This is a genomic window from Actinoplanes sp. NPDC051475, assembly GCF_040689425.1.
Taxonomy (GTDB): Bacteria; Actinomycetota; Actinomycetes; order Mycobacteriales; family Micromonosporaceae; genus Actinoplanes.
The window spans coordinates 1-26,114 of record NZ_JBFAZZ010000016.1 but is presented as its reverse complement, the minus strand read 5'-3'; the positions used below and the strand labels follow the sequence as shown (position 1 = coordinate 26,114).

The window sequence follows — 26,114 nt, the reverse complement described above, 5'->3', positions numbered from 1 at the left end:
TTGGTGCGCCGATCAGGGAACCCGCAGCTCCTGCCACGGAATGCGCCGGGTGTGGCGGCGCACGACGTAGTGGGCGAGCTGTTCGAGGAGCCAGGGACCGGTGTGCTGGTCGCGTTCGTAGCCGAGCAGGCGGCCCCAGCGGCCGCTGGTGACGATGGCCGCGGTGATCCGCTCGAGGCCGTCCGGGCCGCGACTGGTCTCCAGGTCGGCGATGCGCCCGAGCGGGTGGCCGTCGCGGTGGCGAACCTCGCGGCCGATGAGGGCGCCGACCCGTGGGGGTGGTGGTGCGTCAGCCGGCATGGTCGGCTCCCGGAATGCGGTCGATGAGGTGGTCGCGCAGCCACGTCTCCAGTGGTGCGTCGGGCAGCAGCTCGCGGCGGACGCTGAGGTTCACCGCGCTGTCGACGGTGGCGACGAGGTCGTACGGGATGCGCATCGGTTGCTTGCGGTCGTCGGGGGCGAGCCGGCGGGCGGTGCCGGCGATCCAGGAGCCGAGCCGTCCGCCGATGCGCACGCCGAGGGCCTGCTGGCCGACGAGCAGCGCGGCGACGTACGGCGTGCCGTCGCCGGTGGTGGCGAGTTCGATGTCGTCGACCTTGCCGACGGGCCGGCCGTCGCGGTCGAGGATCTGCCGGTCGAGCAGGTCGAGGGCGATGAGCATGTCAGCCGGCTCCCATCCGGGTCACGAGCATGAGCGGTATCGCGGCGATCGCGGCGGCCACCACGACGACCAGGTAGACGCTGCCGACGGCGTTGGCGAGGCGCCCGTTGACGCGGTCGCCGAGGTAGCCGCGGTCGTTGGCCACGACCAGGATCGGCAGGTACGTCAGGGGCAGGGCGACGGCGCTGAAGACGAGCGTGTACTCGGTGAGCTGGATCGGGTCGATCGTGGTCATCAGCACGGCCACGCCGACGAGGATGCCCACGATGAGGACGGTGTGGAACCGGGCGGCCTGGCGGGGACGGCGCAGTTTGCCCCACGCCCAGCCGAAGTACTGCGCGACGGTGTAGGCCGTCGAGAGGCCGGTCTCCATGGCGGCGCCGAAGGTGGCCGCGAAGAACCCGAGGATCGCGGCGGCGAGCCCCAGCTTGCCCACGGCGAGGGCGACGGGCATGGCGACCTGCGCCAGCGAGTCGACGGACACCTCCCGCGGCTGGAACACGGTTGCCGAGGTGACCATGATCGCGAAGGCGAGCAGCCCGCCGAGCGGGAAGCCGACGAAGACGTTGACCCGGGAGCGGACCAGATCCTTGCTGGTCCACCGTTCCTCGACACCTCCCGAGGAGAAGAAGAACACCTCGTACGGAGTCAGGGCGGACGCGAACAGGGCGACGGCCACGAACCAGTAGGTGCCCCAGTCCTCGCCGCCCGTGGGTCCGGGGTGGGCCGCCTGCTGCCACAGCTCTGCCGGGTCGGGGCCGAGCTTGACGGCGGCCACGATGAACACGATCAGGACGAGGCCGGTGAGTCCGAAGACGTTCTCCAGTACGTCGAACTTCACGCGCCACAGTGCCACCCACAGCACCACGGCCACGACCGGCACCCACAGCAGGTAGTTCACGCTGGTGGCCAGTTGTAGCGCGAGCCCGACGCCGCCGAGCTCCGCACCGAGGGTGAGGACGGTGACGAGCAACGAGCCGGCCAGGTTCGCCAGGGCGACGCGGGGGCCGAGGCGTTCCCGGACGAGGTCGAAGACGGGACGGCCGCTGACGGTGGTGACCCGGCCGCTCATCTCGGCGTACGCGCAGATGCCGATCACGCCGACCAGCAGGACCCAGGCGTGGGCGATGCCGAAGCTGGCGCCGGCCTCCGCGTTGGCGACGATGTCGCCGATGTCGACGAAGCCGCCAATGGCGGTGAGGATGCCCAGGGCGACGGCCAGGACCCGCTTCACGCCGCTCCCCATTCTTCCAGCAGCCCGGAGAGCTCCTCGGCGCTGCGCTCCAGCCGGCCGGCGGCGGCTCGCCGCTCGTCGTCGCCGGCGGCCGTGGTGGCGTCGCCGAGATCCTTGACGGTGTCCCGGAGCAGCGGGGCGAGCCGGTCGCGCATCGCCGTGCTTGCGGGGTCCGGGGGTGGTTCGGCGGCGAGCTTGTGCGCCGCACCGGCCAGCGCAGCGGCCGCATCGTCGTAGGCGGTGGCCGCGAAGGTGGGGAACACCTGACCGGCTGTCTGCTGCCGGGCCACGAGGGCGCCGGTGCCGGCCGCGTCATGGGTGGCCTGGGCGACCTGCACCAGGGTGCGCCGGTAGTCCTGCGGTGTCGTCGGCTGGGCGACCTGGTAGGCAACGCCTGCCCAGAACAGCAGCAGGGCCGCGGCAGCGACGCTCAGACGGGCCGATCTTGTCACAGACAACCTTTGCCCAAGGCAAACGTGTCTTAAGCGCCGCGCGCGAGGACCTTGTCCTGACGCCACGTCGCCATCCAGTCCGTCAGGTCCGGCTCGGGCAGCGGGCGGGCGATGTAGTACCCCTGGATGACGTCGCACCCGTGCTCCCGCAGGTACCGGTAGTCGCTCTCGGTCTCGACGCCTTCGGCCACGACGACCAGGTCGAGGGCGCGGCCCAGGTGCAGGGCGGCGTCGGTGACGGCCCGCTTGCTCCGGTCGACGGTGAGCCGCTGGACGAAGCTCTTGTCGATCTTCACCTCGTGGATCGGCAGCTCGGCGAGGCGGGCCAGCGAGGAGTGCCCGGTGCCGAAGTCGTCGATGGAGAGCTTCACGCCGAGGCGGTGCAGGGCGTGCAGGGTGATCATGCTGCGGGCCGGATCCTGCATGACGGCACCCTCGGTGATCTCCAGGGTCAGGGCGGCGGCCGGCAGCCGGTGGCGGCCCAGCGCCTGCTCGACATCGTCGGCGAAGGCGGGCTCGGCGAGGGAGAGGGGCGACACGTTGATGGCCATCGAGATGTCGTGCCCGGCTGCGCGCCAGGTCGCGCACGCGGCGAGGGCCTTGTCCATGACGTTGAGGGTCAGCTGACCGATGAGCCCGGACCGCTCGGCGAGCAGGATGAACTCGTCCGGGGAGACGGGACCGTCGGCGTGCTGCCACCGGCTCAACGCCTCGACGCCGACGACCGCACCCGTGGACGCCGAGATCTTCGGCTGGTACACGACGTCCAGCGCGCCGTTCTCGACGGCGGCCCGGAGCGCGCCCATGATCCTCAGGCGGCGCGGGGTGTGCCGGTCGTCGTCGGACCGGTAGATGCGTACGCCACTGCGAGCGTCCTTGGCGGCGTGCAGCGCGACGTCGGCCCGCTGGAGCAGCCGCTCGGCGTCGTAGCCGTGGTCGGGGGCGTACGACACGCCGATGCTGGCCTGGGCGGTGATGGCGATGTCGTCGACGTCGATGGGACGCTCGAGCACGCCGCGCACCCGGTGCGCCACAGCCAGCACGTCCGCGGGCGTGGCGGCATGCGCGACCAGGACCGCGAACCCGTCGCCGCCGACGCGGGCGATCGTGTAGTGCTCGCCGAGCTCGCCGTGGAGGCGGCGGCCGACCTCCTGCAGGACCCGGTCGCCGACGTCGTGGCCCAGCCCCGCGTTGATGTCCTTGAAGCGGTCGAGCGCGAGCAGGAGCACGCTGACCCGGTGCGACGTGGCACGCGCGACCTCGAGCGCCTCCTGCAGGTCGGTGACGAACCGGCGCCGGTTCGGCAGCTCGGTCAGGGAGTCGGTCAGGCCGGTGTGCCGCAGCACCTCCACCAGCCGGGCGTTGCGCAGGGCCACTCCGGCGTGGCGGGCCAGCGCCTGGAGCAGCCGGAGGTGATCGGTGGTGAAGGCCGACAGCTCGGCCATGCGCCCTGCCACGAGCAGGACCGCGGTGACGTCGTCGAGGTCGAGGGGAACCGCCATGGCGTCGTCGCGCAGGATCGGCGTACCGGTGGCGGTGGGACGCCACCACTCGTCGCCGGTGCTGCCGACGGACTCCTTGCGGAACCGGTCGCGCCCGGCCACCTGGAGGCGTACGGCGCTGTCGTCCTGCAGTAGCAGCAGCTCGGCCGACTCGGCGCGGACCAGGTCACGGATGCGGCCGAGCGCCACCCGGGCCACCTCCGTGGCGTCCCGGGCGCCGGTGACCGCCTGGGTGAAGTCGTACAGCGCCTCCACCTGGGCGTGGCCCTGGGTCTGCTGGGCGTAGCGCTGGAAGACCCGGTACATGGCGAACGCGAGGACGGCGAGAAGCACGGCGGCGGGCGCCCGGTCGTGCACCACGACCGCGCTCACCAGGCCCATGGTGGTGGTGACCGCCACCAGGGGCAGCTGGAGCAGGTCGCGGATGTCCGCGCGCAGCAGGTCCCGCCACTGCCGGCTGTCGTCCCGCATGGCGATGACGGCGGTGATCAGGACGATGGACACCAGGTCCGTGGCGAAGGTGGCCGCGTACGCCGCGACCCATCCCACCGGTCCGAGGGGGTCGGCCGCGCCGGCGGCGAGGTGGAACACCGCGCCGGCCACGGTCGCCTGGGTGGCGTAGAGGCAGGTGTTGAACGCCAGCTTGGTGCCCCCCTGGCGGCGGAAGGCCACCAGCCCGGCGAGCCCGCCGATCAGGCGCGCCGCGACCAGCAGCACCGGGTGCACCATGACCAGCCCCAGCACCAGCGGAACCTCGCTGAAGCTGATGCTGTGGGAGCCGCGCCGGACCGGGAAGGTCACCACGAACTTGTCCGAGACCGTGAACAGGACGGTGAGGGCCACGAGGGTGACGAGCTGATCGGTGACGGGAGGGACGTCGCCGGTGAGCCAGGCCACCTGCCCGGCCAGGCAGAGGGCGGCGAGGATCACCGTCAGTGCGCCCACGCGAGGCGACCGCAACCGCATGGGCGTCTCCTTCGCCGGCCTACTCACCCTTTATCGGCGCCGTTCGAGGTGGTTTGAGGAAACCCGGCCATCGTCAGGTCCAGCTCCGGCCGGTCCAGGACCGTCCGCACCAGGTGCCGGCCGTCCAGGAGCGGCCCGTCCAGGACCGCCCGGTCCAGGAACGCCCCGCCCAGGCGGCACCGGTCCATGACCGTCCGGCCCAGTTGACTCCGGTCCACGGTGCCGGGCTCCACGTCTTGGCCGCCCAGGACGTACCGGTGAAGGCGCCGCCGGTCCAGACCGATCCGTTCCAGGCGCCGGCCTTCCAGGCCTTGCCGTCCTTGGCCGCCGGCGCCCACGTCTTCGGGGTCCAGGCGACGCCGAAGATGTCCTTCTCCCCGCGCAGCAAGGTCCCGGTGAGCCCGTCGACGACGTGGTTCGTGCCGCGAGAGCCTTCCAGCGAGCCCGTCCCTGTCGCGGGCGGGAAGGCCTGGGCCGAGTCCTTGGCCGGGGACAGGGTCGCCGCCTCGGCGATGTCGAGCTGTCCGGCGCCGGCCGCGACGGGATCCGCGCCGGCCAGCGGGTCCGCGGTCCGGACGAGGAGGCTCTTGACCTGGTCGGGGGTCAGCGACGGGCGCTGCTGCAGCAGCAGCGCCACCGACCCGGAGACGACGGCGGCGGCCTGGGAGGTGCCGCTGCCGCGGAAGAGCCGTTCGTTACCCGCCGCGTCGGCGACGCGCGCTGTCGGAAATTCGGTGTCGATGTACGAGCCGGGGTTGCGCAGGGACACCACGGACCGCCCGGTGGCGAGCAGGTCGGCATGCCGGCTGGTGTTTCCCCGGCTGCTGAACGTAGCCACGGTGTCGTCGGTCCGTGTGTCCGTGCCGGCTGCGTCGGCGGCGCCCACCGCGATGACGTAGGGATTCGCCGCCGGCATGGTCACCCGCGGCGCCGCGGCGCCGTCGTTGCCCACCGAGACCACCACGACGATGCCCTTGCGCCATGCCGCCTCGACCGCGTAGGAGAGCGGATCCAGCGTCGCGCCCTGAGCGGAGTCCGTACCGAAGGACAGGTTCAGCACCCGGATGTTGAGCCCGGCGTCACCACGGTGCGTGACGACCCAGTCGATCGCCGCGATGACCTGGGAGACGTCGCTGGCGCCGTCCGCGGCGGCCACTTTGAGGCTGATCAGGTGCGCTCCGGGCGCCAGTCCGTCGAAGCGGGGCGTCCCTGCCGGCGTGGCCGGGTCGCTGCCCGCGATGATGCCGGCCATGTGGGTGCCGTGACCGTACGTGTCCAGGTTGGCGAGGCCGGGGACCTGGGACTCGAAGGAGAGGTCCGGGCCGTTGATCACCTTGTCCGGCTGGTCCAGGCCCCGGATCGGCGCGATGCCGGAGTCGATCAGGGCCACGCCGATGCCCGCGCCGGTCAGCGACGCCGTGTCGACGATCTTGTCCTGCTTCTTGCCGCCGGCCGCCCTCTTGATGGCCTCGACCGGCGCGTTCTTTCCACCGTCGTCGATCCACTTGTCCGCTTTGAGGCGTACCGCACGGTCGACGGTGACCGCTGTCACGCCAGGCGTGGTCCGCAAGGTCGGCAGTGCCGCCGGCGGCACGTGCCCGGCGAAGCCGGAGATGAGGCCGAGAGGCCGGTCGACGGTTCCCCCGGCGGCGCGGACGGCCGCCTGCACCCGTGCCGAGTCCTGCGCCGATCCGGTACGCACGATGACCGAGACGGGCGTGGCCGAGCCGGTACTCGCTCCGGCCGGCGTCGCGACGCCGACGAGGCCGGCGGCGGTCAGGGGACCGGCCAGCATCGCGGCGGCCCGCCACGTACGTCCTGCTCGACTCACCTTGGTGCTCCTCGGGGAACGGGCCCTTCCTGCTCCGGGCCGCCTCGTTCGCGACATCGTCCGGGGCCGCCGCCGCTGGACCGGATTGAGCTCTTCTTGAGCTGATCTCCACGCCGGGCAGACCCGGGCCGCCCGGCCTCCTCCGATCGGTGATCAACTCGTTCCGACTTGGCGGTAAAAAGGGCGATTTCGCCGGTGTCCCGCCGGTTCGAACCCGAATAGGTTCGTGCTTCCATGACCGGCGAGGATGCGCGCCGGGCCGCGTACGCCAGGAGGATCCGATGTCGCTCAGCCCTCGTCTGACCGGGGCCGTGGCGGGAGCCTTGATACTGGCGACGTCGCTGATCGCGCCCGCCGGCGCGCAGGCGGCGCCGGTGGCCGGGGCGGCCGTCGCCGGCGACTCCACCAGTGAGCAGGAGATGCAGCGCGTCGACGGCGTGCCGGCCCCCGACCTCGACTGGTTCAAGTGCTACGGGCAGGCCCAGTGCGCCACCGCCCACCTGCCCCTGGACTACGACGACCCGGACGGCCCGACGGTGGAGATCGCCGTCGTGCGGGTCAAGGCCCGCAAGCCGGCGAGCCGCATCGGCAGCCTCTTCGTCAACCCCGGCGGGCCGGGCGGCTCCGGCACCGAGATGGCGGCGATGGCGCCGGCCTTCCTCAGCGACACCGTCCTCGACCGGTTCGACATCGTCGGATTCGACCCGCGCGGCGTCGGCGCCAGCGACAACCTCAAGTGCTTCTCCTCGACCCGGGACCAGTCGGTCGCGCTGGCGCGCATGAACACCTTCTTCCCGTACGGCGAGAAGGAGGAGGCCGGCTTCGTGAAGTCGGCACAGACCGTCGGCCGCGCCTGCTCGAGCACCGGCGGTGACCTGGCCGGCGCGATGTCCACCGCCGAAGCGGCCCGCGACATGGACGTCCTGCGGCGCACCGTCGGCGACCAGAAGCTCACGTACCTGGGCTTCAGCTACGGCACGGCGCTCGGGCAGTACTACGCCAACATGTTCCCCGACCGGGTCCGCGCCCTGGCCCTGGACGGTGTGATCGACCCGATGTCCTGGGTGGGCACCGAGGCGACGAGCGGCCGGCTGCAGGACGACCGTCTGCGCTCCGCGGACGGCGCCTACCGTGCGCTGGTGAAGCTGCTCGAACGCTGCGACAAGGCCGGGGCGAAGCGGTGCGAGTTCGCCGCGGGGAGTCCCGGGAAGCACTTCGCCGCCATCGCCCGGAAGCTGCGGGCCAAGCCCCTCGTCCTCGGCAAGGACCCGATCACCGGCACGGTCCGGCTGACGTACGCCACCTTCATCGGCCTGACGCTGAGCATGCTCTACCTCCCGTTCGCCGGTGAGATCGTGACGCAGATGGCCGCCGAGGTGGCGACCATGCAGGAGAGCCCCACCACCAAGGCGCGGCTGCGTACGGCCGCCCGGCAGGCCCTGCTCGAGCGGGTCACCCGGCTGCGGGCGCCGGCGCGGGACTTCCCGTACGACAACTCGCTGGACGCGTTCGCCGGCGTGATGTGCACCGACGGCCTGCACCCCGCGGACGCCGCGAGCTGGCCGGCCCTGACCGCGGCGGCCGACCGGCGCGCGCCGTACTTCGGCCGGGCCTGGGGCTGGAGCAGCGTCCAGTGCGCCGCCGACACGTGGACCGCGCGGGACGAGGACGCCTACGTGGGCCCGTTCAACCGGCGTACCAGCGCGCCCGTGCTGTTCGTCGGCAACTACTGGGACCCGGCGACGAACTACCGGGAGGCGGTCGCGTCGGCGCAGCGCCTGCCGAACAGCCGGCTGCTGACCAGCGACAACTGGGGCCACACTGCGTACGGCACCTCGACCTGCGTCACCGGTGCCGTCGACGCGTACCTGCTGCGGGTCGCCCTTCCGGCGGCCGGCAAGCTGTGCCGCTCCCCGCTCCAGCCGTTCACCGGAAGCCTCGGATTCGGCGGCGGTTTCTCCGCCGGGCGCAGCTTCGCCGCCGGCAGCGGATCCGAGCCGGGCAAACCCAAGCAGCTGCCCCCGGTGGCAGGCCCGTACGGCACCCTGCCCCGGCGCTGACCCGTAAATCGGCTGCGCAGGAGGACGGCCCCTTCTTAGGGTGCCGGATGACTTCTCACCTCTTCGCGGTCTGCTTCGGTGCGAGCCGGCCGCGGCAGCTGGCAGGGTTCTGGTCCGGAATGCTGGGCTGGGAGACGCTCGACGAGCCACCCGGAGGTGCGGCACTTCTGCCCGGCGACGACACCGGGTTCCGGATCCGGTTCCTGCCGGCCCAGGGCCCGAAGGCCGGCCAAAACCCGATGCATTTCGATCTGACGAGTACGTCCCCGCAGGACCAGCAGCAGACGGTGGCCAGGGCACTCGAGCTCGGCGCGGAGCACATCGACGTCGGCCAGCGCCCCGAGGAGGGGCACGTGGTGCTCGCCGACCCGGAGGGCAACGAGTTCTGCGTCATCGAGCCGGGCAACAGGTTCCTCGCCGACTGCGGGTTCATCGGCGCCCTGTCCTGCGACGGTTCGCAACAGGTCGGGTACTTCTGGAGCGAGGCGCTGGGGTGGCCGCTGGTCTGGGATCAGGACCAGGAGACCGCGATCCGCTCGCCGCACGGCGGTCCGAAGATCACCTGGGGCGGTCCGCCGCTGATGCCGAAGACGGGCAGGAACCGGCTGTTCCTCGCTCTCGCCGCCGTACCCGGTGATGAGCAGCCGGAGATCGACCGGCTGATCTCGCTGGGCGCGACCCGGATCGACGCCGGGCGGGACGAGGCCGGCGGCGTGCTGATGGCCGATCCGGACGGCAACGAGTTCCGGATGTCGGCGCCCGGCTAGGCGGACGGTCGGGTCAGTGGTCCTCGGCCGTGGCGAGGTCGATCTCGAACCAGACCGCTTTTCCGGGCGGGTGCAGGTGGTGGCCCCAGCGGCTGCTCATGGCGTCGACCAGCCACACCCCGCGGCCGCCGCGGTGGTGGAAGTCCGGCCGGGTGAGGGCCGGCGGAGTGGTGCTGGAGTCGTACACCTCGACGCGCAGGCGGTCGGCGTCGACGGCCAGGTGGATGCGCAGCGGGGGAGGGGCGTGCCGGACGGCGTTGGTGATGAGTTCGCTGGTCAGCAGCTTCACCCGGTCCGTGAGGCGGCCGTGCAGCTGCCATGCGGTGAGCTGCTCGGTGATGAAATGGCGCCCCTGGGCGGCCGCGGCGTCGGCGGCGAGCAGGTTCGCCAGGACGGCCGTGCGGATGCCCGTCCGCACGGGAGCGGCCTGGGGTCTTCGGAACGGGTACGGGGCGGACGGGCCTGGGCGGCGCGACATCGGTCTTCCCGAGACAGGGCGCAACAATGAGCGTCTTTGCCTCGCGGGCGCTCAAAGGGCGCCGCCGGGGCTCGGCAGCGCACGTGGCCAGTTTCCCAGAAGGAGGCGGCCGGGAACATCGACCGGCCCGGTGGTGTCGGCACCCCGACTCGCGACGCCACAAAGGATCATCCGGCCCCGGAGACGGGCTCAGCGTGACGGCTCAGCGTGACGGCGAATCGGTAGCTCCGGTCGGCCGGGAGCTGGTGCTCGGGGGCAACGCCGGGACCGCACGACGCCGAACCCAGGCCGTTCTGGGCCAGGTCCGCGTTGACGAAGACGCGATCGCGGGGCCGGAGGTCGTACGGGTGCCCGGCGGCGTCGAGGTCCTCACTGGTCCATCGCCGTGCGGTCAGCTCGAACGTCGGCTCCCCGTCGATCCGGATCCCGCCGCCACCGGGTCCGGTGATGCGAGCCCATCGCACTGCGGTGCGGTTGCCGTTCTCCTGCGGGAACACGTACGGGGTCTGCAGGTCGTCGATCCGCCGGGTGTACCGGCCGATCCGGGCGGCGTGGCGGCTGTCGGCGTACGCCTCTCCCGGGCCGCCGCCGAACCACTGCACCTCGTCGAGCGTGGCCGGCGCCGCCAGCCGGAGGCCGACCCGGGGCAGGACCCCGTGCCACGCTCCGACCGGCTCCGTCGTGACCTGCACGGTGAGGCGTTCGCCTTCGGCGGTCCATCGGTACGTCGTGAGCACGGCCAGGTCGGTGGCGGCCGGCGCGACGCGGGTGCGCACGACGTACCCGTCGCCGTCGATCCCCGCGGTGACCAGCCGATGCTGGAGCCGGTGCAGCCCGATGCGGCGCCATTCCCGGCCGACGGCGTCCCGCACCTCGCGAGGCGGGTCGTCGTTGGACGTGGGTGCCCGCCACAGGTCCAGCCGCGGGCCGGTCACCGGCAGGTCGCCGAGCCGGATCAGCAGGCCGCTTCGCGGGTCGAAGGTTCCGGGACCCACGTCGACCAGGCCGTCGTCGCGCGACCGCGGACGCCTCGTCGCCCGGGGTACGGCGGCGGGGAGCTCGTCGTTCCGCTGTGCCTGGGCCCAGGCGATCTCGTGGCCGGCCGGCGCCCACGGCTGCCCGGCGGCGAGCACTGCCCGTACCGTGAGCCAGCCGTCCCCCGGCGGGGCGGGCAGCGGGACGGTGGTCTGTGCCCCGGCGGCGAGGACCGGCACGTCCAGGCGGTCACCGGCGACGGGGATGCCCTCCCGCTCCAGGTGCCACTCGTACGCCAGGTGGGCGGTGTCGCGGACGTCGTAGCGGTTCTCCACGGTGGCTGTGGCCGCGGCCGGGTCGACCGTGATTTTTACCGGTGCGAAGACCTTCTTGAGTTCGATCAGTCCGGGCGACGGCGTGCGGTCGGGCAGGACCAGGCCGTCGGCGATGAAGGTGCCGTCGTGCAGCGGCTCGCCGAAGTCGCCGCCGTAGGCGAAATAGTCACCGGTGCCGTCCGGGCGCGGGCGCCGCACCGCCTGGTCGATCCATTCCCAGACGAAACCGCCCTGACATCGCGGGTACGTGTCGAACAACGCCTGATACTCCGCGAGGCGGCCGGGCCCGTTGCCCATCGCGTGCGCGTACTCGCAGAGGATGAAGGGGAGCTGCCGACGGTGTGCGTCGGCGGACGGATCTCGGGTGGGCGGTTCCTGCCCTTGCCCGATCGCGGCGACCTCGTCGGGGTGGGCGTACATGCGGCTGTAGCAGTCGGTGTAGCCGCTGTCCCGGTCGCCCTCGTAGTGGATCATCCGGCCGGGGTCGCGGTCCCGGATCCACCGGGCCATCGCCGCCAGGTTGCGCCCGGTGCCGGCCTCGTTCCCCAGCGACCAGGCGATGACGCTGGGATGGTTCTTGTCGCGCTCCACCGTCCGCCGGGCGCGGTCGAGCAGCGCCGGCTCCCACCGGGGATCGTCGCTGGGGTTGCCCCGCCAGCCGACCTCCGAGAATCCGTGGGTCTCCAGGTCGCACTCGTCGATCACCCACATGCCGAGCTCGTCGCAGAGCCCCAGGAACTCCGGCGCCGGCGGATAATGGCTGGTACGGACGGCGTTGATGTTGTGCTGCTTCATGAGCAGCAGGTCCTCGCGCATGACATCCACCGGCACGGCCCGCCCGGTGTCCGGGTGCCACTCGTGCCGGTTGACCCCGCGCAGCGAGACGGGCGTGCCGTTGACGGTCCACCGGCCGTCGAGCATCGCGACGGTGCGGAAACCGATCATCAGCTCGGCCCGTTCGGCGCCGGTGAACACCTCGGCCCGGTAGCGGTCCGGGCTCTCGGCGGACCAGGGCCGTACCCCGTCGACGACGTGCGGCCCGGCGGCGTCCACATCGACCAGTCCCAGCTCGGCGACGGTGAGCCGGGCCGGCACCGGGGTCTCGACGCGGAGCACGCCGCGGCCGGTGAGATGGTCGTAACCGGCGTGCACGGACACGTCGTCGAGGCCGCCCTCCGGGCGCGCCAGCAACCGGACCTGCCGGAAGATGCCCGACAGCCACCACATGTCCTGGTCCTCGAGGTAGCTGCCCGCGGACCACTGGTGCACCCGTACCGCGAGCACGTTGGGTCCCGGCCGCAGCATCGGCCCGGCCGGGAACTCGGCCGGCAGCCGGCTGCCCTTGGCGTGACCCAGCTCCACCCCGTTGAGCCAGACCTTGAAGCAGGAGTCGACGCCGTCGAAGCGCACCACCGCCGGTCCGGCCGGCCAGCCGTCGGGCAGGTCGAACGCCGCCCGGTAGTCGCCGGTCGGGTTCTCGTCCGGTACGTACGGCGGGTCGACCGGGAAGGGATACCGCACATTCGTGTACGCCGGGGCGCCGTACCCGTGCAGCTGCCAATGGGAGGGCACCGGCAGCCGGTCCCACCGCCCGTCGTCGAAGCCGGGCTGCTCGAAGCCGTCGCCGGTGCCGTCCGCGGTCGGCATCAGGCGGAACCGCCACATCCCGTCCAGGGCCAGCTGGGCCGCGTCGGAGGCGAACGCCGTCCGCGGCGGGCACATCCCCGCCCCCGGTCCGACATCTTCGTGGTATCGAGCCGCCATGAGCGCACCGTAACCCGTCCCGCGGGGACCGCGCATAAACTTGATTTATTCCAGAGAAGCGCAATATGGTTCATGGCGTGACGTCCGACTTCGAGGCGCAGCTGCGAGCCGTCTCGTTGCGCGTGACCCGCCCCCGGCTGGCGGTGCTCGCCGCGCTGCACGACCACCCGCACGTCGATACCGACACGGTGATCGCGCTGGTTCGGACCGGCCACCCCATGGTCTCCCACCAGGCGGTTTACGACGTCCTGCGCGCGCTCACCGACGCCGGGCTGGTACGCCGCATCCAGCCGGCCGGTGCCACCGCCCGCTACGAGTCGCGGGTGGCGGACAACCACCACCACATCGTGTGCCGCTCCTGCGGCGCGATCGCCGACGTCGACTGTGCCGTCGGCGGCTCTCCCTGTCTCACCGCCTCGGACGACCACGGGTTCACGGTCGACGAGGCAGAAGTCGTTTACTGGGGCACCTGCCCCGACTGTTCGGAAGGAAGCTGATGAGCGACACCCAGGACCACCCTTCCAGCGCTCAGGGCGTTGACAAGAAGGAGGCGGAAGGCTGTCCGGTCGCGCACGACTCCGTGACCGCGAGCGGCAGCGAGAGTGAGAACCCGGCGATCGACTCGCCGACCCCGAAGACCGGTGGCCGTCCGCGTACCAACCGGGACTGGTGGCCCAACCAGCTCGACCTCTCGGTGTTGCACACCCACTCGTCCAAGAGCAACCCGCTGGGCGAGAGCTTCGCCTACGCCAAGGAGTTCCAGAAGCTCGACGTCGAGGCCCTCAAGCGGGACATCGTCGGGGTCCTCACCACCTCGCAGGAGTGGTGGCCGGCCGACTTCGGCCACTACGGCGGTCTGATGATCCGCCTGAGCTGGCACGCCGCGGGCACCTACCGCATCAACGACGGCCGCGGCGGGGCCGGCGACGGCGGTCAGCGCTTCGCCCCGCTCAACAGCTGGCCCGACAACGCCAACCTCGACAAGGCGCGCCGGCTGCTGTGGCCGGTCAAGCAGAAGTACGGCCAGAAGATCTCGTGGGCCGACCTGCTCGTGCTCGCCGGCAACGTCGCGCTGGAGTCGATGGGCTTCAAGACCTTCGGCTTCGGCTTCGGCCGCGAGGACGTCTGGGAGCCCGAGGAGATCTTCTGGGGCCCGGAGGACACCTGGCTGGGCGACGAGCGCTACGTCTCCGAGAAGGAGATGGCGGAGGGCGTCGGCGCGACCGAGATGGGTCTCATCTACGTCAACCCCGAGGGGCCCAACGGCAACGCGGACCCGCAGGCGGCGGCGCACTTCATCCGGGAGACGTTCCGCCGGATGGCGATGAACGACGAGGAGACCGTCGCGCTCATCGCCGGCGGCCACACCTTCGGCAAGACCCACGGCGCCGGCGTCGCCGACAACCACGTGGGCCCGGAGCCCGAGGGTGCCCCGCTGGAGGCGCAGGGCCTCGGCTGGCTGAGCACGCACGGCAGCGGCAAGGGCGGTGACACGATCACCAGCGGTCTCGAGGTGACCTGGACCGACCGGCCCACGCAGTGGAGCAACCGCTTCTTCGAGATCCTCTTCGGCAACGAGTGGGAGCTCACCACCAGCCCTGGCGGCGCCAAGCAGTGGACCGCCAAGGACGCCGAGGCGATCATCCCGGACGCCCACGACCCGGCGAAGAAGCACAAGCCGACGATGCTCACGACCGACCTGTCGCTGCGCGTCGACCCGGCGTACGAGAAGGTCTCGCGCCGTTTCCTCGAGAACCCGGACGAGTTCGCGCTGGCCTTCGCCAAGGCCTGGTACAAGCTGCTGCACCGCGACATGGGCCCGGTCAGCCGCTTCCTGGGACCGTGGGTTCCGCAGCCGCAGCTGTGGCAGGACCCGGTGCCGGCCGCCGACCACGAGCTCGTGGGTGACGCCGACATCGCCGCCCTCAAGGCGAAGGTCCTCGACTCGGGCCTCACCACCGCCCAGCTGGTCGCCACCGCCTGGGCCTCCGCCGCCAGCTTCCGGTCCACCGACAAGCGCGGCGGCGCCAACGGCGCCCGGATCCGTCTCGAGCCCCAGCGCGGCTGGGAGGCGAACCAGCCGGAGCAGCTGGCGACGGTCCTGAGCACCCTCGAGGGCATCCAGCGGGAGTTCAACGAGGCCGGCGGCGCGAAGATCTCGCTCGCCGACCTGATCGTGCTGGCCGGCTCGGCCGCCGTCGAGAAGGCGGCGCGCGACGCCGGCGTCGAGGTGACCGTGCCGTTCCACGCGGGCCGCACCGACGCCACCCAGGAGCAGACCGATGTGGAGTCGTTCGGGGTGCTCGAGCCCCGGGCCGACGGATTCCGCAACTACCTGCGCAGCGGCGAGAAGACCCAGCCGGAGGTGCTGCTCGTCGACCGGGCGTACATGCTGAACCTGACCGCGCCCGAGATGACCGTCCTGGTCGGCGGCCTGCGGGCGCTCGGCAATAACGTGGCCGGCAGCCGGCACGGCGTCCTCACCGACCGGCCCGGCGTGCTCACCAACGACTTCTTCGCCAACCTGCTCTCCCCGGGCACCCGGTGGAAGGCGTCGGAGTCCGAGGAGCACGTGTACGAGATCCGCGATCTGGCCACCGACCAGGTGAAGTGGACCGCCACCGCGGTCGACCTGATCTTCGGCTCGAACTCTCAGCTGCGGGCCCTCGCGGAGGTCTACGCCAGCGAGGACGCCCGCGAGAAGTTCGTTGCGGACTTCGTCGCGGCCTGGACCAAGGTCATGGAGCTCGACCGGTTCGACCTCGCCTGAGGCACGTGCACGAACGAGCCCGGCCGGCCCGCAACGGGGCGGCCGGGCTCGTCCCGTCTCAGGTTCCCCGCACCACCTCGTCGACGACCCGTTTCGCGCCTGCGTCCGCGTCGTACGTGATCAATGCCTTCCACAGCGCCCACCCCCGGCCCCGGGCCCACGTGCCGGCGTCGACGTCGATGCCGGCCCGGAAGGCTTCACGGCTCGCTCCCGACAGCAGCGTCCAGGCGATGGCCAGGTCGCACGCGGGGTCACCGACGCCGCAGGTGCCGAAGTCGATCACAGCGGCCAGTGCTCCGTCACGGACCAGGAGATTGCCCGCGGCCACGTCGCCGTGGAACCACACCGGCCGGCCGTCCCACGTCGCTTCCAGCGCCGACTCCCAGATCTGCGTGACGGCGTCGCGGGGCACGCGACCGTCGAGCACCTCGATCGCCCGGCGTGCCTGGGAGTCGTAGATCCGCAGCGGCCCGCCGCGGAACCAGTTGTGCAGACCGGGCTCCGGACCGCCCACCGGGTCGATCCGCCGCAGGGAGACGAGAAAGGCGGCCAGACCGGCCGCCAGCCCGGTCAGGTCGCCGATGGCGCCGGTCCCGGCCGGTTCGCCGTCGATCCACTCGTACACGGACCAGGGGAAGGCGAAATCCTCGCCGGGCACGCCCTTCGCCAACGGTACGGGGATCGGCAGCGGCATCCGTGAGGCGAACATCGGCAGCCAACGGTGTTCCTTGTCGACCGCCAGTGCGTACTCCCGCGCGGTGGGCAGCCGTACCGACATGCGGTCGCCGAGGTGGAAGGTCTGGTTGTCCCAGCCGTTCGTCGCGACGGGCCGGACGGGAAGACCGGCCCAGTGCGGGAACTGGCGGGCGATCAGCCGTCGCACCACGTCCGCGTCGACGAGGCGACGATCTGGAGAAGGGATCACGCCCGAAACGTCGCACGGGGGACGCGAGCGGGCAAATGAATTGCGGCCGGGTGCAGGATCTCCGACACAAGAGGTCAAGACGTGCCTACGCAGAGGTAGACCGGGGTGTCGAAGACCCGTCGATCAGCCAATCCGGGGAGCTCTCATGGCCATCGCCTCCACCACCCTGCTCTTCTCCGCCCACCCGGCCCTCACGGCCACCCTCGCCGAGACCGTGCTGACGGCGACCTCGCCGCGTACGGGTGTGCTCGACGAGGTCCGCGCCGAGACCGAACGCGCCCACAGGCTCGTCCTGGCCGGCAACTACCAGGACGCCGTGCCCGTCTACCAGGCCGTCCGGAACCGGATCTTCCGGCTGCTGACGCCCGGCGGCCCGCGGGGGCTGGGGGACCGGTACGCCGCCCCGCACGACCTGGCACACCTCAAGGAGATGGTCCGGGCCAGCGCCACCCTGCTCGCCGACCTGGTCCCCGGCATTCCCGACCCGCCCGTCATCCAGGCCGAACTCGACCCCGGATCCGTCCAGGAGTTCGCTGAGGGCGCCCGCGCGGTCCCGCACGCCGGCGACGAGAAGGCCCGGCAGTTCGCCGACGTCGCGGCGCTGGGCCAGTACGCCTTCGACAACGGCGACTACGAGACGGCGGTCAAGCACCTCACCACCGCCGCGGACATGGCCGGCGACGACCGGTCCGCACGCGCCGGCCTGCTGCTCAACGCCGGTGCCGCGTTCGTGCAGCTCGGGAACCTCGACCGGGCCGAGAGACTGCTCGCCGACGCGCTCGAGGGTTTCCAGGGCGCGCAGGACTCGCTCGGGGCCGCCCAGGCAGCCCACAACCTCGCGGTGGTCAACGCCGCTCGGGGTGACGTCGCAAGGACCGACGGCGCCTTCAAGGAGACCGACGAGCGGTCCCGCGTGGCGGCCGGCCAGGCGGGCATCGCGCTCGACGTGGTGCGGTCGCTGGGCCGCTCCGGCAACGGCAACGGCAACGGCCCCAACCGGGTCACCTCCCTCGTCGCCGTCCAGGAGCTCGACCGGAAGGCGACCAGCATCGATGTGCAGCAGACCCTCGGGCAGGGCGCGCAGCTCATCGTCCGGGACCCGCTCGTCGCCACCGCCTGGTCGAGCCGCCCGCTGGACAGCACCATCGAGCAGGCCGGCCGGGCCGTCACGTACAGCGCCGGGGTGCTGATCGGCTCCGACATCCGTACGGTCAGCTGGCAGAAGGCCAAGACGCCCAGCGTCGAGTCGCTGCTGGCCGCCGGGTACGAGTCCCGGCTCACCGCGAAGTCCCACTTCGACCTGCGGGCCGTCGTGTTCACCGGCGCCGACCTCTCGGTGCAGCTCGCACACCTGTTCTACTATGTCATCCCGGTCGGGCTGGCCGAGGCGTACGCGGGGCTCGGCGACTGGACCGCCGCCCGCATGTGGCTGTACCGGGCCGCCGACTACCCGTACCTGAACGCCGAGCTGGAAGCGCCCGCGCTGTGGCTGCGGATCGCGCAGACCCACCTCGGCGAGGGCGACGCCCTCTACAAGTCCGACGAGTTCGCCAAGGCCCTGGCCGCGTACGGCGGGATAGTCGCCGCCGACAACACCGCCGGTGACGCGCCGGTGTTCACCCACGCCGCGCTGGCCGCCACCGGAACGCTCGTCGCGACGTTGCTCACCGACCCGGCGACGCTGCCGGACGGGCTCGACGCGGGCCTCGGCGCGGTCGTGCTCGACATCGCCGCGCGGGTTCAGCAGCTGGTCGCGAACCTGGACTGGTTCGGCGTGCCCGCGGCCTTCGTGCCGCCGTTCACCTTCGACTACCTGCAGAACGCCGCTCGGTTCCTGGGCCAGCAGGCGCAGGCCGCCGAGCGCGACTACATCCAGTTCATGGAGCGGTACGACTCCGGCAAGCTCACCCGGGTTCAGCTCAACCAGGCCGCCGCTGCGGCCGGTGCCGACGAGGCCGTCGCCAAGCAACAGGCCGTCGCCGCCCAAGCCGAGGTCACCCTGGCCACGACCGCGCAGACCCTGGCCACCACCCGCAAGGCCAACGCGGACGCGGCCCGCAGCGCGTACAACACGATGGCGAACGAGCAGATCTGGCTCGAGACCGACATGGCCTGGTACAGCTCGCAGAACAACTGGGAGCTCAACAACCCGATCCCGGGCGACGGCCGGGACATCCACGAGGTGATCGCCGCCGACCGCAACCGGCTCGGCCAGATCAGCCGCGACTACGAGCTGCTGCGCATGCAGCAGACCGCGAACGAGCTGGGCATCGCCGCCCCCAGGCCGGCGACCAGGTCGCGCTCTCCCAGGCGCGGTCCCGGGCGGCCGTCCTGTCCTCGCAGGCGGCGTCGCTGCGCCGGCAGCAGGCCCAGCAGCTGGCCGCCGCGTTCGAGTCGAGTGTGCTCACCCCGGAGGTGTGGCGCGCGCTCGCCGACTTCATGCAGCAGCAGGCCCAGCGCTACCTGTACTGGGCGACGCGGATCGCGCGGCTGATGGAGCGGGCGTACGAGTTCGACTTCGACGCGACCGTGGACCGGATCCGGCTCGACTACTCCGCCGGGGCGGCCGCCGGGATGCTCGGTTCCGACCAGCTGCTCGCCGACATCGACTACTTCACCTACGACCGGATCACCCGGACCACCCACAAGATGCTGCGGGCCAGCCAGAGCGTGTCGCTGGCCGAGCAGTTCCCGTTCGCGTTCGCGACCGGGTTCCGGCGCACCGGCGAGATCCAGTTCAACACCCTGCTGTCCGACCTGGAACGCGGCTATCCCGGCTCGTACAACCACCGGGTGCAGGCCGTCGAGGTCACCCTGGTCGGCCTGGTGCCGCCCGGCGGGCTGCGCGGCACCCTCACCAACAGCGGCGTGTCGCAGTACCGGGCGCTCACCGGCGACACGAAGTGGCGGCTGCAGGACATCGACACGATGCTGCTCAGCGCGTACACCCGTAACGACGCGATGATGTTCCGGCCGCGCCCCGAGTTGCTGAGCGTCTTCGAGGGCGTCGGGATGGCGTCCGGATGGACGCTGCGGTTCCCGCCGGAGATCAACGACGTGGACTTCCGCTTCATCGTGGACGTGCAGGTCACGTTCCACTACGAGGCCCAGTTCGACCGGGCGCTCGCCGCCGACGTCGCGGCCCGGCCGGTGCCCGCCGAGGCGTTGCGCGCCACCACCTCGTTCAGCCTGGGCAACGACTTCCCGGACCGCTTCTACCTGTGGCAGAACTCGGGCACGGCCACCGTCACCGTCGGCCCGGAGCATCTGCCGCACCACCACCTCGACCTGAAGGTGCGGAGCATCTCGCTGCAGCTGCTCGGTGCGGGCGCCGGCCCCACCCCGGTGCCGCTGACGATCACCGCGCCCGGCGGTGCCACCGCCGATGTCACCCCGGACGCCACCGGCCGCGTCCCGTCCGGCGACCCGGCCCTGGCCGCGCTGGCCACCGCGGAGGTGCGCGGGGACTGGGCGCTGGCGACGACCGCCGGCCCCGGCGACCGGGCCACCGTCGAGAACATCCTGCTGTTCATCGAGTACGACTTCACCCCGCGCGGTGAGGCGTGAACGGCGCCGGCCCCGACGTGCTGGCACTGCCCAAAGGCGGCGGCGCGGTCGGGGGGATCGGCGGCAGCTTCACGCCGGACCTGAACACCGGGGGCGGCGGCTATGCCGTACCGCTCGACCTGCCGCACGGCGTCGACGGCCACACCCCGCAGCTCACGCTGCAATACAGCACCGCGTTCGGCGACGGTGAGTTCGGGCTGGGCTGGGCGCTGGCAACGGTACGGGTGGAGCTGACCGCCGACACGTACACCCTGGCCGGCGCCGGGCGGCTCGTCGACGTCCCCGGCGAACCCGGGCGTCTCGTGCCGGAGACCGACGGGCTCGGCTGGCGGGTCCACCGCGAGGGCGACGGGTTCATGCTCACCGACCGCTCCGGCGTCCGCCACGTCGTCGGCACCACCGCGGCGGCCCGCATCGCCGACCCGGATGACCCGTCCCGCGTCTCGGCATGGCTGGTGGAACGGTCGATCCGTCCGTCCGGCGACGAGATCGTCTACACGTGGGACGGCGACGGGCTGCTGCGGTCGGTCGCCTGGGCCGCGTACCGGTTCGACCTCGGCTACGAGACCCGGCCGGATCCCGTGCTCGACGCGCGGCCCGGCTTCCTGCGGACGATCACGCGCCGGTGCACGACCCTCGAGCTGCACGCTCCCGCCGAGGCGCCCTCGCTTTTGCGGCGGTACACCGTGGACTACGCGGCCGGACGGCCCACCGGGCACAGCCTGCTCGCCGGGATCACCCTGTCCGGGCACGGCCCGGCCGGCGAGGTCGCCACGTTCCCGCGGCTCGCCCTGGGCTACACCACCTCGGAGTTCGGGTTGCGGGCCGCCGGTGCCGCGCTCGCCGCCGCGCTGGCCCGGCCGGAGGGCACCGTGGCCGACCTGACCGGCGACGGCCTGCCCGACGCGGTCGTTCTCGGCGGCGTCCCGACGGTGGCCCGCAACCGCGGGGACCTCACCTTCGATCCGCCGCGACCGCTCGGGCGGACCGGCCTGCCGGGTCTGCCGTCGGGGACGGCGCTGTTCGCCGCCGACCTCACCGGCCGCGGCCGCGTCGACCTCGTCGGGATCGGGGCGGGCCGCCGCCACCGCTACCCGGTGGACGGCGCGGGGGTGCTCGGCGCGCCGGTCGTCAGCCCGTACGCGCCGACCTTCACCCCGATGGACGCGGGAGCCCGGCTGCTCGACCTCGACGGTGACGGTGCCGCGGACCTGATCAGCCTCGTGGCCGGCGTGCTCACCACCGCGGGCAGCGACGGCGGCGGCGAGGACTGGCGGTCGGTCGGCCGCCGCGTGGTCGGCGGCGGCGACCCGCTGACCGGGGTCGACCTGCGCGCACCCGAGATGCACGTCGCGCCGATGACGGGCGCCGGGCCGGTGGACCTCGTCGAGGTCCGCAACGGCCTGGTGCGGTACTGGCCCAACCTGGGCGACAACCGCTGGGGTACGCCGCGCAGCATGGCCGGCAGCCCGGTCCTGCCCGCCGGCTACCGCACCGACCGGCTGTTCCTGGCCGACGTGGACGGCGACGGCTGCGCCGACCTGGTCTACGTCGACACCGACGCGGTCCGGATCTGGCTGAACCGGGGTGGCACGGCGTTCGAGGAGGAGGTGACGGTCGGCCCGGTCCCCGGCATCGCCGCCGAGCGCGTGGAACCCGTCGACCTGCGCGGCATCGGCTGCACCGGGCTGCTGCTGGCCACCCGGCACGGCACCCGGCCCGCCGCGTACCACCTCGACCTGGACGCCAAGCCGTACCTGCTGAACCGGATCGACGACGGCCTCGGGCACACGACGACGATCGAGTACGCCACCTCGGCGGCCGAGTCCCGCAGGGACGCGGCCGAGGGTCGCACGTGGACGACGTCGCTGCCGTTCCCGGTCCCGGTGGTGCGGCGGGTCACCCAGACGGACCCGGCCGGCGCCGACCGGGTCAGCCGGTTCCGCTACCACGACGGGCACTGGGACCCGGCGCTGCGCCGCTTCCTGGGGTTCGCCCTGGTCGACGAGGTCGAGGAGGGCGACGCCTCGGTCGCGTCCATCCTCAAGCGCACGGAGTTCCACCTGGGACGCACCCCGGAACGCGTCGACCGGCCGCCCACCGATGCGGAGCGCCTCGCCGCCCAGGTGCTGCGCGGCCGGGTGATCCGTTCGGCCGGATATCCGGCGGACGCCGACCCGGACGTCGACGACCCGCTGTTCGAGGTGCGCCAGGTCTGGCAGGCGCACGGGGACGGCGTGACCGTCACGCCCCGGCTGGCCGAGCGTCGTGAGGATCACCTCGACGGCGCCCCGTCCGCCTGGCGCAGCACGATCACCACCACGGTCGCCTGGGACGCGTTCGGCAACGTCACCGACCAGCGCCAGCGCAACGAACTAGCCGCCGATCCGGGTGCCGCCGCCGAGCTGCGCACGCTCACCGCGTACGCGACCGACCCGGCGGCATGGATCGTCGACAAGCCGTACCGGATCATCCAGACCGACGGGGACGGCCTGGTCGTCGACGCCCGGATCCTGCGGTACGACGGCCCGGCGTTCACCGGGCTCCCGGAGGGGTCCGTCGGCGCGGGGCTGGTGACCTCGGAGGAACGTCTCGCCCTGCGCGACGACCAGGTCGCCACGGTCTACGACGGCATCCCGGTCGACCCGGCCGCGCTCGGCTACCACCGCCGTGCCGGCGAGGACGGCTGGTGGGTGTACGCCCGCCGCTACGACCGTTCCACCCCGGGCGTGATGGTGAGCCTCGACCCGCGCGGCAACCCGGTCACGCTGCACCTCGACGCCGACCGCCTCTTGCCGGTGCGCCGGGTCGACGCCCGCGGCAACGACATCGCCGCCGAGGTGGACCGGCGGGCCCTGCGGCTGGCGGGCCTCGGGGACGGCAACGGCGGGACGCGGCGCAACGGATACGACCCGCTCGCGCGGCTGGCCGCCGAGTTCCGTCCCGGCGACGACCCGGCCGCGCCGACGGTCACCTACCGGTACCTGCTCGATCCGGCCGGGCCCGCCGTCGAGACCGGCGAGTATCCGGCGGCGGACCGGGGCGACAAGGTGACCACCCGGCGGTTCCTCGACTCCGACGGTCACGACGTCGGCGTCGCCCGCCTCGACGGGGACGGCACGTGGGTGGTCGGTGAGGCGATCGACCGCAACGCGCGGGGCCTGGTCGCGCGGGCGTACCTGCCGTACCGCAGCCCGGCCGGCCCCGATCCGCAGCGCCCTACCGCCGCGCTGCCGCACACCGCGACGGAGTACGACGTGCTCGGCCGGCCGACCCGGGTCACCCTGCCCGGCGGCGGGTTCCGCGTGGGGGTGCACCTGCCCGGCCGCTCCGATCTGTACGACGAGGAGGACACCCGCGCCGGCGGCCCGCATGAGGGCACGCCGACCAGCTTCCACCTGGACGCCGCGGGTCGGGTGGGGCGGGTGGTCTCCCGCGAAGGGGCCACCGAGATCACCACCGCGTACGACCTGCGGGACCAGCCGATCGCCGTCACCGACCCGGAGGGGCGTACCTCGACCGTCCACTACGACCTGCTCGGCCACCGGATCCGGGTGGACGACCCGTCGGCCGGCACGGTGGTGTTCGTCCACGACGCGGCGGGCAACCTCGTCCGGCGCCGCAACGCCGCCGGTCAGCTCGCCGACCAGGAGTACGACGTGCTGAACCGGGTCGTGCGCACCCGGGCCACCGGCCGGCCGGACGTCACGTACCGCTACCTCGACCGCGCCGACGTGGGCGCCGGCGGGGCACCCGGCCGGCGGCTGGGCCGTCTCGCCGGCGTCGACGACGTCCGCGGGTCGATCACCTTCGACTACGACGTGCGCGGCGAGGTGGAGACCCGCCGGATCGTGCTGACCGGCGGGGACGCGTACACCGTGCGGCGGCGCACCGACCGGCTGGGCCGGGTGTCGGCGATCGGCTACCCGGGCGCCGCCGGGGACGTGCCGGGCCCGGTGCTGACGTACGCGTACGGCCCGCGGGGATTCCTGCGGTCCGTCTCCGGGGTGATCGACGCGATCGACTACGACGAGGCGGGCAGCCCGGTCCGGACCGCGTACTCCGGCGGTGCCCGTACCGAACGACGGTTCGACGCGTTGTCGCGGCTGATCTCCGCGGAGACCAGGGACGCGGCCGACGTCGTCCTCGACCGCCAGGATCTGACCCGGGACCTGGGCGGCCACGTCACCGGCGCCGCCGGGTGGACGTACACCCACGACGACCTCTACCAGCTCGTCCGGGCCGAGCCGGCGGGCGGCACCGCGATCGACTATGCGTACGGCCCGGCGGGCGACATCATGTCCCGCTCCGACGTGGGCACCTTCGTCTACGGCGAGCGCGGCGCACCACCGACCGCCGTCACCACCGCCGGCGCGGGCAGCTACGACTACGACGTGTCGGGCCGGCAGGTCAGCGGCCCGGCCGGCACGTTCACGTACGACGGGCGGGACCGCCTCACCGCGGTCACCGGCGCCGCCGCCACCGTCTCCCTGTCCTACGGGGCGTTCGACGAACAGGCGGTCCGGGAGACGACCGCCGGCGGCACTACCCGGAAGGTGGTGCTCCTCGACGACCTCGTGGAGGTGCGCGACGGGGCGCTGGTCCTGTTCGTCACGGACGGGCGCAGCCGGATCGGGCAGCTCACGCCCGGCGGCCCGGTGGCGCTGTGGCACACGGACCACCGGGGCTCGGTCACGCTCGTCACCTCGGGCGGCGGCACGGTGCTCCAGCGGCTCGCCTACGACCCGTTCGGCAAGATCACCGCCGTCGGTGCGGGTGAGCCTCCGCGGGCCACGTACGACACGTACGACCTGGTGCAGGAGTTCGGGATCTACCTGTCGCCGGCCCGCCCGTACGACCCGGTGCTCGGGCGTTACCTGGTCCCCGACACGGTCGCGCCCGACCTGTGGCACCCGGCCGGCCTCAACCGGTACGCGTACGCCGCCAACGACCCGGTGACCCTGCGCGACCCGGCGGGCCGCGCCTGGTGGCAGATCGCGCTGGCGATCCTGGCCGTGGTCGCGGTGGTGGTCCTGACGGTCGTCACGTTCGGCGTCGGCCTGATCGGCCTCGGCGCGATGATCGGGGTGTTCGCCGCGATGGCGGCCGGGGCGGTGGTCGGCGGCATAGCCGCGGCCCAGGCCGGTGGCGACATCGCCCTGGGCATCCTGCTCGGCGCCGCGCTGGCCGGGGCCGCGGCGCTCGGCGGTGCCCTCGCCGGTGCCGGATTCGCCGCCGCCTTCGGGGCGAAGGCGCTGGTCACCCACCTGCTCGCCGGTGCGGTCAGCGGGCTGCTGCTGGGCGCGGCCACCGGGTTCGCGGCCGGCTGGGCGGGCGGGCAGGGCTCGGCCGGCGACATCTGGGAGAAGACCTGGAAGTCGGCGCTCGCCGGGTTCGCGACCGGCCTCGTGTTCGGGCTGGCCAGCTACGGCTTCGCGCAGGGCTGGTTCGGCACGGGCAACATCAATCCGCGGGTGCCCACCGGCGCCGAGTGGCAGAAGGCGGCCGCCGAGGGCGCCAAGGCGGCCGGCGAGGCCGGCAACGCCGGCGCTTCCGCGGGGGAGGCGGCCACCCAGGCCGCCACGTCCGGCGGGCTCAGCGCCGGGGGAGCCGCCCTGAACTTCGGGGCGTCGACCGGCTTCAACGTGCTGCAGACCTTCGTGTTCAACCCGGTGGCGATGACGCTGTTCATCGAGGCGACCGCGTCGCTGTTCGCGTTCGATCTGGTCGACGACATCATCGACGCCGTCAAGAACAGCGGTGCGAAGACGTCCAAGGCCGGCACCTGGTGACGGTCGGCGGTGGCGGGCCGGCGACGGCCCGCCAC

General features: G+C 72.7%; 15 protein-coding genes. 6 read left to right on the top strand and 9 right to left on the bottom strand.

The genetic code is table 11. From position 1 onward, the window contains the following. Nucleotides 1–12 precede the first annotated feature (12 nt). The 6 genes from AB0368_RS29025 to AB0368_RS29000 all read right to left on the bottom strand — a co-directional run bounded on the left by AB0368_RS29025 (nt 13) and on the right by AB0368_RS29000 (nt 6,646). On the bottom strand, nt 13–300 hold the full coding sequence (locus AB0368_RS29025) for a hypothetical protein (protein WP_366157171.1): 288 nt from the start codon (nt 298–300) through the stop codon (nt 13–15). Next, nucleotides 290–661, bottom strand: a complete 372-nt coding sequence (locus AB0368_RS29020) for a hypothetical protein (protein ID WP_366157170.1) — start codon at nt 659–661, stop codon at nt 290–292. Before AB0368_RS29020 ends, AB0368_RS29025 begins: the two co-directional genes overlap by 11 nt. A gap of 1 nt (nt 662) precedes the next feature. Continuing rightward, nucleotides 663–1,895 (bottom strand): divalent metal cation transporter, encoded by a 1,233-nt coding sequence (locus AB0368_RS29015; protein ID WP_366157169.1) that lies wholly within the window; start codon nt 1,893–1,895, stop codon nt 663–665. Continuing rightward, nucleotides 1,892–2,347: a hypothetical protein gene (locus AB0368_RS29010; protein ID WP_366157168.1), complete on the bottom strand. Its 456-nt coding sequence runs from the start codon at nt 2,345–2,347 to the stop codon at nt 1,892–1,894. The genes AB0368_RS29015 and AB0368_RS29010 overlap by 4 nt, the downstream gene beginning before the upstream one ends. A 29-nt stretch (nt 2,348–2,376) precedes the next feature. Then, a complete protein-coding gene (locus tag AB0368_RS29005; protein ID WP_366157167.1) occupies nt 2,377–4,815 on the bottom strand; it encodes an EAL domain-containing protein in 2,439 nt (812 codons plus the stop codon). Nucleotides 4,816–4,888: 73 nt separating this feature from the next. Next, complete coding sequence (locus AB0368_RS29000; protein ID WP_366157166.1) at nt 4,889–6,646, bottom strand: S8 family serine peptidase; 1,758 nt, start codon at nt 6,644–6,646, stop codon at nt 4,889–4,891. 281 nt (nt 6,647–6,927) lie between these two features. Between AB0368_RS29000 and AB0368_RS28995 the strand changes: the two genes are divergently transcribed. Beyond that, nucleotides 6,928–8,706 carry an alpha/beta hydrolase gene (locus tag AB0368_RS28995; protein WP_366157165.1) on the top strand — a complete coding sequence of 593 codons (1,779 nt, stop codon included), beginning with the start codon at nt 6,928–6,930 and terminating at the stop codon, nt 8,704–8,706. A 47-nt stretch (nt 8,707–8,753) separates the two neighbouring features. Next, the gene (locus tag AB0368_RS28990) at nt 8,754–9,473 is read left to right on the top strand and encodes a VOC family protein (RefSeq protein ID WP_366157164.1); all 720 of its coding nucleotides are present in this window, start codon (nt 8,754–8,756) and stop codon (nt 9,471–9,473) included. Between the two features lie 13 nt (nt 9,474–9,486). On the opposite strand, the gene AB0368_RS28985 is transcribed toward AB0368_RS28990, so the two are convergent. Then, nucleotides 9,487–9,891: an ATP-binding protein gene (locus tag AB0368_RS28985; RefSeq protein WP_366157163.1), complete on the bottom strand. Its 405-nt coding sequence runs from the start codon at nt 9,889–9,891 to the stop codon at nt 9,487–9,489. 227 nt (nt 9,892–10,118) lie between these two features. After that, nucleotides 10,119–13,025 (bottom strand): glycoside hydrolase family 2 TIM barrel-domain containing protein, encoded by a 2,907-nt coding sequence (locus AB0368_RS28980; RefSeq protein ID WP_366157162.1) that lies wholly within the window; start codon nt 13,023–13,025, stop codon nt 10,119–10,121. A gap of 77 nt (nt 13,026–13,102) precedes the next feature. On the opposite strand from AB0368_RS28980, the gene AB0368_RS28975 reads away from it, so the two are divergent. Continuing rightward, a complete protein-coding gene (locus AB0368_RS28975) occupies nt 13,103–13,522 on the top strand; it encodes a Fur family transcriptional regulator (RefSeq protein WP_366157161.1) in 420 nt (139 codons plus the stop codon). Continuing rightward, a complete protein-coding gene (katG, locus tag AB0368_RS28970; RefSeq protein ID WP_366157160.1) occupies nt 13,522–15,795 on the top strand; it encodes a catalase/peroxidase HPI in 2,274 nt (757 codons plus the stop codon). Before AB0368_RS28975 ends, katG begins: the two co-directional genes overlap by 1 nt. A 58-nt stretch (nt 15,796–15,853) precedes the next feature. Here the strand turns inward: katG and AB0368_RS28965 are convergent, their stop codons facing one another. Further along, the gene (locus AB0368_RS28965) at nt 15,854–16,720 is read right to left on the bottom strand and encodes an aminoglycoside phosphotransferase family protein (RefSeq protein WP_366157159.1); all 867 of its coding nucleotides are present in this window, start codon (nt 16,718–16,720) and stop codon (nt 15,854–15,856) included. A gap of 1,764 nt (nt 16,721–18,484) precedes the next feature. Between AB0368_RS28965 and AB0368_RS28960 the strand changes: the two genes are divergently transcribed. Continuing rightward, a complete protein-coding gene (locus AB0368_RS28960; protein WP_366157330.1) occupies nt 18,485–20,287 on the top strand; it encodes a hypothetical protein in 1,803 nt (600 codons plus the stop codon). Continuing rightward, nucleotides 20,284–26,079: a toxin TcdB middle/N-terminal domain-containing protein gene (locus AB0368_RS28955; RefSeq protein WP_366157158.1), complete on the top strand. Its 5,796-nt coding sequence runs from the start codon at nt 20,284–20,286 to the stop codon at nt 26,077–26,079. The genes AB0368_RS28960 and AB0368_RS28955 overlap by 4 nt, the downstream gene beginning before the upstream one ends. The last annotated feature ends 35 nt before the right edge of the window (nt 26,080–26,114 follow it).